The sequence below is a fragment of the bacterium genome, assembly GCA_040753085.1.
Taxonomy (GTDB): domain Bacteria; phylum UBA9089; class JASEGY01; order JASEGY01; family JASEGY01; genus JASEGY01.
Window position 1 is genome coordinate 1 of sequence record JBFMHI010000180.1, and the last position, 5,427, is coordinate 5,427.

4 protein-coding genes and 1 pseudogene are annotated in these 5,427 nt (G+C 47.0%); all 5 read left to right on the plus strand.

The window, feature by feature from the left end; translation table 11 throughout:
- Positions 1–211: 211 nt before the first annotated feature.
- The 5 genes and pseudogenes from AB1797_12920 (at position 212) to AB1797_12940 (ending at position 5,319) form a co-directional block, all read left to right on the plus strand.
- Positions 212–1,318 (plus strand): putative sulfate/molybdate transporter, encoded by a 1,107-nt coding sequence (locus AB1797_12920; protein MEW5768493.1) that lies wholly within the window; start codon positions 212–214, stop codon positions 1,316–1,318.
- Between the two features lie 412 nt (positions 1,319–1,730).
- On the plus strand, positions 1,731–2,249 hold the full coding sequence (locus AB1797_12925; GenBank protein MEW5768494.1) for an S-layer homology domain-containing protein: 519 nt from the start codon (positions 1,731–1,733) through the stop codon (positions 2,247–2,249).
- A gap of 383 nt (positions 2,250–2,632) precedes the next feature.
- Positions 2,633–4,678 (plus strand): hypothetical protein, encoded by a 2,046-nt coding sequence (locus AB1797_12930; protein ID MEW5768495.1) that lies wholly within the window; start codon positions 2,633–2,635, stop codon positions 4,676–4,678.
- A 20-nt stretch (positions 4,679–4,698) separates the two neighbouring features.
- A pseudogene (locus tag AB1797_12935) lies at positions 4,699–4,890 on the plus strand (aminopeptidase).
- Between the two features lie 3 nt (positions 4,891–4,893).
- Entirely contained in the window at positions 4,894–5,319 is a 426-nt protein-coding gene (locus AB1797_12940; protein MEW5768496.1) for an NUDIX hydrolase, read from the plus strand.
- The last annotated feature ends 108 nt before the right edge of the window (positions 5,320–5,427 follow it).

The following is a 5,427-nucleotide window of genomic DNA, read 5'->3' on the forward strand; positions in this document are numbered from 1 at the left end:
CTTTTGTCCTGACAGCGTCGGCATAAGAGCTTCCCCTCCCTTGATGGGAGGGGTTAGGGGAGGGTGAAATAACAAGAGTAATAATATTGCCCGCCAATTTCACCCTCACCCTATCCCTCTCCCATCAAGGGAGAGGGAATTTTGCTTTGTCTCTCAACTAACTGCTTAACTTAGTTTTGAGCAGTTACGAGAGAGGGAAGGCAACGAGAGAATGAAGATCAAGTCCTTCGAGTTCAATTTAAGAGAATTGGCTGGATCGATGGGCGACTTTGGCACGCTCTTTCCGTTGGCCATCGGCTATATCGCTGTCTGTGGTCTTGATCCGGCCGGACTTCTGGTGATGATGGGTCTGGCCAACATCGCTACCGGTCTTATTTACTGTCTCCCTATGCCTATTGAGCCGATGAAGGTCCTGGCAGTAATGGCCATTGCTCAGTGCTGGTCGCCATCGATGGTCTATGCCTCCGGCTTCGCCATGGGCGTAATCTGGCTGCTCTTAGCTGTTACCGGAATTATGGGTTGGATGGCCAAAGTTACACCTAATGCCGTTATCCGGGGTATCCAGGTGGCGCTGGGTGTGCTCTTAGCGGTCGAGGCGTTTAAGATGCTTTCGACCTGGTGGCTGCTTGGGATTATCTCCATCCTGATCGTGTTGGTCCTACGACAAAATCGCTATGCCCCTGCCGCCATAGTGCTGATGCTTCTCGGGGTGGCCATCATGCTTATCCAGGGACAGATCCAACAGGTTGATCCCCCTAACCTCAGCCTGCCAACTTTTACGGGCTTTCGTTTGGAAGAAATTTGGCAGACACTTCTTCTGGCTGGCTTTGCTCAGATTCCACTCACGGCTACCAATGCCGTCATCTCCACCTCATCGTTGATCAAAACATACTGGCCGGATAACCCTGTAAGTGAGAGACGGCTGTCACTAAATATGGGCATTATGAACCTGATCCTTCCTTTCTTCGGTGGAATGCCCTTGTGCCATGGCGCTGGTGGTTTAGCCAGTCAATATTACTTCGGCGCCCGAACGGGCGGGACGAACATTATTGAGGGATTGATCGAAATCTCTATGGGGTTGTTCCTGGCTGCTTCCATCGCCGGTCTATTGGCCGTCTTTCCCACTGCCATCATTGGAGCCATGATGTTTCTGGTCGGGATAGAACTCATTAAGTTCACCAGGGATATTCGCTTGAGTAAGGATTTGATCCCTATGGCCGCCACCCTCATCGTTTCATTGGCTACCAATATGGCTGGCGGTTTCTTGGCCGGGCTGGTAGTCTATCATCTGCCCCGGCTTGTTTTCAGGAAGAGCTGATGGATGACACCTGAAAGCTTACTCCACCAGCAATTCTAATTTTGAGGGATGGTTCACTTTACTGTGAAAGCTTGCGGCTGAGAGGTAGGGTGGGCACCGCCCACCAAAAAGGCGTAGATGGCGAACAGATTGGTGGGTAATGCCCACCCTACTTCTGCGGAAGGTTAACCGCGCCTAAAGTTTCACAAGAAAATGGATGATTTTGAACCGTCCCCGCGAATCTATTTTTTAATTCGCATTTCGCGATTCGCGATTAATAAGTTATGAGTGGCCCAAACGATAATCAAGACCTTTTTTCGCTACCCAACTACCTTTTTTACTTGACAAAAAGCTAATTTTGAGTTATAGTATATTTCTCTTTGAGGGCCATCAAGAAAAATGAGTTACTACATTATACGAGGAGGAAATAACAATGAAGAGATGGTTAAGTGTTGCCCTGGTAATGATTTTGTTTCCGGTATGTGCCGGGGCAGAGGAGATGCCTTTTGAAGATGTGCCTATTGATCATTGGGCATACGATGCGGTTCGAGATTTAGCTGAAAGGGGTGTCTTAAAAGGCTATTTTGAGGATGGTAAAAGATTTTACAAGGGAGAAAAGCCGTTAAGTAAATATGAATTTGCGGTGGCCTTAGAGAATTTAGTGCGGGCTTTGGAAGAAGAAATGGCCCTGGCTTCTCATAAACCCGGCCTTAAAACTCCACCTTTACCACCCGGGCTTCCTCGAGAAGAAGGGACTTCATCCTTGTCGGCCACTGACTTAGAAAGTCTAAAACTTGTTATTGAAGACTTGAAGGCCGAGTCCGGGGCTAAACTGGCTCAATTGGATGAAAGAACAGAAAACATGGCCAAAGGGATAAAAAGAAATAAATACTTCAGTATCGGTTCAGTCATCCTGGCGGCCGTGGCTCTGGTGGTGGCGGTGGCTGATTAGAGCCTATCCCCAAACTAGTACCCTGTCAGATTTGATTTGATAGGTTGGTCTCTTATAGAAGCAATCCCCCTCACCCTACCCTCTCCCCTGAGGGGAGAGGGTAGGGTGAGGGGGAAAAGAGGCTCTACCCACAAATACTAACTTGACAAGGCACTAGGGCGATAGAAACCAGGTTTCTTCCAAAAACCTGGTTTCTGGTCAGGCAGGAGAGGTTTGGGGATCGGACATCGTCTTGTGCCGGTGAGATATATTGATTGCAAGTAAATTGGAACTTGATGATCAGTTATAGTTTGCTTTCCATGCCTGCTTCGCCTACTTTCTCGAAGAAGAAAGTAGGCTTTTGTTTTTTGAAAATTCTTTTTCTCTTAATACCCTCTTTTACGATGGCGGCTGATTCAGATACCGAGGCCATTTACCTTGAGCATGCGCGGGGGGCTGAATACCTGAGGCTTAAGGATGATGGCGGGAAGATCATTGTTTGGGGTGAAGTAAAACTAAGATACGGCCGGATTCACCTTGAGGCCGATAAAATAGAATTTGATCCTAAGACCGAAGAAATTCTGGCGACGGGTGAAAAAGTTACCCTCTGGGATGAAGATCATGAAATTACCGGCACCTCTCTTCTCTACGATTTCAAAGCAGATACAGGCACTATGCTTAAGGCCTCATCCTATGCAGAGCCTAACCTGTATCGTGGAGACAAAATAGAGCTGATTGATCGCCAGAGTCTTATGGTTAAAAAGGGGGGATATTCTACCTGTAATCTTGATCATCCTCATTATCATCTGGCGGCCAGGACCATTACCATCCGCCTGAAAGATTACCTGACCGCTAAAGATATCCTGGTCTATATCGGTTCTACACCCTTGTTTTATCTCCCCCTTTATTACAAATCTCTTAAAGACAAACGCTCCCCATGGTTCTTTAAAATTGGACATGATAGACGTGATGGCTGGTGGGTGAAAACAAAATATAATTATAGGTGGTATAATTCCCCGGCCTCTTTACTCCTTGACTGGTGGCAGAGGAAGGGTTGGGGAGGCGGACTGACTTATCAGTTGGAACTTGGCCAAGATGGAAAAGGCGATTTCAGGCTCTATCTTATTGATGAAAGAGAGGTAAAGTATGATTCGGTGACCAGGGAATATTTCAAAGGGGAGGAGATAAACAGAAGATGGAATGTCAAGGCTAATTACCATCAAAGCCTTTCCCCTACGGTTACAGCTAAAGCTTGGGTCTTGTTTCAAAGCGATGAGCTTATTGAACGTGATTATCTGACAGCGGGTGACTTCCCCAGGCGTCAGGAAATAAACTCTTCCCTCGCACTGACGAAAACCGACCCGGATTATTATACCTTGAACCTGGTGGCAGAAGGTAAAGATGAGTGGGATGAGGATAAAGGAAGATTTATCACTACGAGCGCCAGGCTGCCTTATTTGGGATTTTCTACTCGTTCACTTCAACTGGGAGAAATAGGCAGAAGCCCTGTTTACTATCAGGCTAACTTTAATCTAACCAACCAATTTAATCGAAGCGAAAATGATAGGGAAGAAAGTTACACCCTTCTTTTTGACACCGGTTATAAACTATATGGCTCAATAAAACTGAGCCCGAGGCTGACTCTTTCGCCTTCTCTTAATTTGAAAGGAAGCTGGGAAAACACGACCCACCAATCCTCGGAAGGCATTTTTATCAAGGCCGGATATGCCGGTCAACTGGGACTCAGAACCCGAATAACCAACTTTTTAGAAAACGATCTTACCTATGGCTTGAATCAGGATGTAATTAAATCCACCGAGGATGAATATCATGGAATTATCCTTCACGATTTAAAGACTGAGTTTAGGCTTCGTTTTCTAAAAAGCAAGATAACCTCTAAGATAAATACCCGTTATAATCTGAGAACCGGTAAAGGAGAAAGCCTGAGTTTTAAAAAGGAGAGATTTGATCCTGTTACGGCTGATTTGAATATCAATCCCCATAAAAACATAGGCCTTACGGCCCGGGGAAATTACCATCTGGCTACCTCCAGGATGGGAACGATAAGCCTGAATGCTGTTCTTAAATCTAATAGACCTCAAGGGGAAGGCAGTTTAACGGTAAGCTATATCAAAAGCGGCGCCGGTTACGATCCGAACATTGTTTTCACCTCGCATGTGGGTCTCAGGCTGATTCCAGAGATTACCCTGGAAGCCGATTTCAGATATAATGCCTCGGAGGGGAGACTGGACAGACAGGAATACATCATTGGTCGCGATTTACACTGTTTCCAGGCGCAGTTTTGCCTTAGTCGCCAGCCCAACCTTTCTTTGGGTGAAGAATGGAATACCCAGGCGAGTTTTAGACTTCGGCTTAAGGCCTCCCCTGGGGCTGAGATAGAATACTCTACGGAAGAAAAAGGACTGGCCGAATGGATGGACGTCTGGTAACTCACCATCTTCGATGCTCGATGCTCGATGCTCGATGCTCGAGCATCAAGGATCGAGGATCGAGGATCGAGCATCAAGGATCGAGGATCGAGCATCCAGGATCGAGCATCGAGCACCGAGCATCCAGGATCGAGGATCGAGCATCCAGGATCGAGGATCGAGCATCCAGGATCGAGGATCGAGCATCGAGGATCGAGCATCGAGGATCGAGGTAAATGAAATATCGAAATCCTATCCCTACCGTAGACATTATTATCGAGCTGGAAGGGCGTGGTATTGTGCTTATCAAGCGGAAGAACCCACCTTATGGATGGGCTCTTCCTGGCGGGTTTGTTGACTATGGAGAAAGTCTGGAAGAGGCGGCTGTTCGAGAGGCCAAGGAAGAGACATCTTTGGAGGTTAGCCTCGTAAGGCAGCTCCATACTTATTCCGATCCAGGCCGGGATAAGCGATGTCATACCATCTCCACTGTTTTTATTGCCAGGGCTAAAGGTGAACCGGTCGCGGCTGATGATGCCCTCGAACTTAAGGTCTTTAAACCGGACGAATTGCCCCAAGAACTGGCCTTTGATCACCGGAAGATTCTTGATGACTACCTGTTGGCGCGATATATCGGTAATCGGGTAACTACTCAAAACTAAGTTAAGCAGTTAGTTGGGAGACAAAGCAAAATTCCCTCTCCCTTGATGGGCTTATCCTTACCCACAAATTGGGTAAAAGGATGGGGTAAACAAGAGCCTGCCTTGATG

What these genes read in the sequence shown, in the direction of transcription:
- AB1797_12920 (MEW5768493.1), top strand. Translation starts at nt 212, where the DNA reads ATGAAGATCAAGTCCTTCGAGTTCAATTTAAGAGAATTGGCTGGATCG.
- AB1797_12925 (MEW5768494.1), top strand. Translation starts at nt 1,731, where the DNA reads ATGAAGAGATGGTTAAGTGTTGCCCTGGTAATGATTTTGTTTCCGGTA.
- AB1797_12930 (MEW5768495.1), top strand. Translation starts at nt 2,633, where the DNA reads ATGGCGGCTGATTCAGATACCGAGGCCATTTACCTTGAGCATGCGCGG.
- AB1797_12940 (MEW5768496.1), top strand. Translation starts at nt 4,894, where the DNA reads ATGAAATATCGAAATCCTATCCCTACCGTAGACATTATTATCGAGCTG.